Raw genomic sequence first — 3,168 nt, forward strand, 5'->3', positions numbered from 1 at the left:
CGCTGCTACGCAGCGACAGTAAGCGGCTAAAGCCTGCACACCAACACTCATGCCGGTGTCATTCGGGGCAGACATCCAACGTTTAAACGTTGACAGAGCACTAATACGTGAACTCGGTTGCGAGATAAAAATTCGCGCCGGGTTGCGACACGCTGCCGATCGAGGTTGCAGTGTTTGCTGGCAATCCTGGCAGGAACGTCAGCTCTCGACCGGCGGGATCGAGGTGAGTCCGGTACTGATTGTCTCCAAAGTTCTCCACGCCCGCGTGCAGCGTGACCGAGCTCGTCGGACGCCAGTAGCCACGCAGGTCAAAGATGCTGTATCCGGGCGTGCGAACCTCGCCGAGCGAGTGGGCGACGAGACTTTGACCGGCGACAAACAAGGCGGAGATTTCCAGGCCCCATGGAGAATGCTGGTCGCAACCGTTGTTCAAGCGGATTCCGACGCGAGATTGCAGGGGCAACATGTTCGGCAGCGCTTCACTTTCCGTGCCGGCCAACAAACTGCGCAATTCTGATCCCGGAGGATCAAAGGCACTGGCGGCCGCATTCGACGTCCGTGTCCGATCCCGCCCCTGGGTGTAGGACGCCGTCACAAACCCGTTCGTTCGCTTGGTCAAATCCATTTCGCCGTCGAAGTCAAAGCCGACCAACGTTGCCAGATCCGTGTTGACGGTTTGAAAGGCGTAGAAATCGGGAGACAATGCATCGAAGGTGATGTAGTTTTCAATCCAAGCGGCAAACCCACTGACCCGGGCGCGATACCAGCCCTTGTCGGTCGCCAGCGACGCGTTGATCTGGTAGCGGCGTTCCGGCTCGAGATTCGGATTGCCGAACAAGATGGAGAACGTTTGCTGGGGAAAGATCGTCGAGATGTGTTGGAACGAATACAGTTCCGTCATCGTCGGTGCACGCATGCCATAACCGAACCCGATGCCGGTGGTCCAATCCGAATTGAGCTGGTAATCGGCGTCAACGTAAACGGATCCCAGCCCGAACGAACGGTCAAAGTCGCCCAATAACACGTCGTCCAATTCCGCCTGCACGCCCGGAAACGTCAGGACATTGCCGGTGCCTGGGTCAATCACGTTGACGGGGTCACCGTTGGGGTTGTAAACGAACGGAAATTCTCCGTTGGGCCCATTCAGAACCAGCGGACCTGACAATCCACCCACTTGGTCGACGACGGTTTTCGCATTCGTCTCGACAACGTCAACACGGCCGCCGACACTGACGGTCAATCGATCCGTCACGCGGCGAATACGTTCCATGAACAACCCCGGGTTGGCCCAATATGCTTCGGGCACAGGACCATTCACCTCCGCCGATGCGTCGTTGCCGTTGATAAACGGCGGAGAAAGAAGCGGCAGTTCCGAGAACTGATTCACTTCCTGAGTCAAATAGCGCAGGTCGCTTCCCACGGTCGTCACGCTGTCCTCAGAAATCCAATCGCCCGAGAGCGAGTAGCCGGTGGACATGTTGCGGGCGTTGGATCGGATCGGACCGATGTTCGTCCCCAAGAACGGGATCGCCTCACGTTTGGCCTCCGAGTTGGCGTTCCCGTTCAAGCTGGTTTCGTTGTACCAGGTATTGAACGTCAGAACGTCGAAGATTCCGGAATCCTCCACCACGTAATTGGCGTCGATCCCGTGAGTCCGCAGGTGGCCGATATCCAACAGCTGCGTCGGCACCTCGACGTCGTTGAGTTCCAACCAGATGTAGCTGACTTCCAGGTGCCGATACGGTGTCAGGTCGCAACCGAACGCGATGTCGACGTCTTGTGATTGATAACTGGATAGATACTCATCGCCGTTTCCGTCGTGGTAATCACTTCCCGAACGTTTGCCGTAGCCGATGCGGAATCCGTAATCTTGGTTGCCACCCCAAACGGACTGACGTCCATACCATTGTTCGCCATTACTTTTGTATTCGGCCGTCGAACTGCCGTGAGACTCGAATCCGTTTTCATAGCGCGGTGACTGCATCACTTGAAAGTCGATGAAATCAAATCCGGGACCGTAGCGAGCCGCGAACGGACCCTTGATGATGATCACGTCCTCCAGAATGCGTGAATCAATTTTGTTCAAGACGGTGTCCAAATCCTGTCGGGCGGGAAACCAATAGGATCCCGATGCGATCAGCTGACCGACCGTGCTGCCGTGCACCTTGGTGTCGGTGATGATTGGAGACCGACTCTTGGCCTGGACGCCCGGTGCCGTGATCGACTTTCCAAGCAGGTTGCCCGCGTCCGTGGAGACTCGGAACTTGGCTTCGGATCCGAACACGACATCCGACCGCGAACGCGAGTAGCGACGTCTACGTGAGGAAAGCAAACTGGTGTCGCGAGAGGCGAGAATCGTGTCGGCAAATTCCCTCGCCTGGGGCGTCAACCCGATCGGACTTTCAAAGGTCTGGGGCGCGGGGACCAACGGAGTCGTCTGGTCGACTTGAAACAGAACCTGGTCAACCAGAGCGTCCGCCGCGTCGGCTGGTTCGATCGTGTGGTCGGAGAAAGCGGGGGTCACCCCAGACGCATTCGTATCTGCGTCACCGATCTCACCCACGATCACGTCGACAAGCTCCCCTCGTTGCTCTTGAGGCGCAGTCGCCGAACGCGGCGGTCCTGCCACCGCGGCGTTGCCTGCAATCACCGTGGCAACGGCAAGGACGATCGCCCCGACATCGGTAAAAGGCAGTTGGAACAAACCTGAGGCAATCCAATTGCGGCAGAAAATACGTTGTCTCGGCATCAGGTTTCTTCGAGATGAGTCGGCAAGTCACGCACGGTGTTCGCTGTCAAACCGCTGCCCGCCGCGTACGGTGGTAACGGTTAGGACGCTTGTCCCTCATCTTCGGCCTGGGGAACACCAAATGCGACTCTTTCCCGTGCAATCGATTTTAACGTGCTAGCTTGCCTGGATTCGCAGTTGCTAGCACTGGGGTCCGGCGAGACGTTGCAAGACACTGGCGGGGCGACCTGTTGACGTCATCCTCCTGGCAGGAGGGTCGAGCGAAGCGAGGAGAGGTCGAACGGTCAATCGCGGTGTTCACTTCGCCGGCCAGGGTCGCCTCTCGAGTACTCCGTGCCACCTTGCGTTTCGGGTAGACGGTAGTGGACGAGGCGACGAGTCCTCTGCCAATACGCCCACTGCAGAGGACTCGTCGCCTC

Annotated in this window: 1 protein-coding gene; it reads right to left on the reverse strand. The window is 57.9% G+C overall.

The window, feature by feature from the left end:
* Positions 1–100: 100 nt before the first annotated feature.
* Positions 101–2,704, reverse strand: a complete 2,604-nt coding sequence (locus ABX749_RS27285) for a TonB-dependent receptor domain-containing protein (protein ID WP_372898808.1) — start codon at positions 2,702–2,704, stop codon at positions 101–103.
* Positions 2,705–3,168 lie beyond the last annotated feature (464 nt).

Source organism: Stieleria sp., from assembly GCF_041595215.1.
In the GTDB taxonomy this organism is placed as follows: domain Bacteria; phylum Planctomycetota; class Planctomycetia; order Pirellulales; family Pirellulaceae; genus Stieleria; species Stieleria magnilauensis.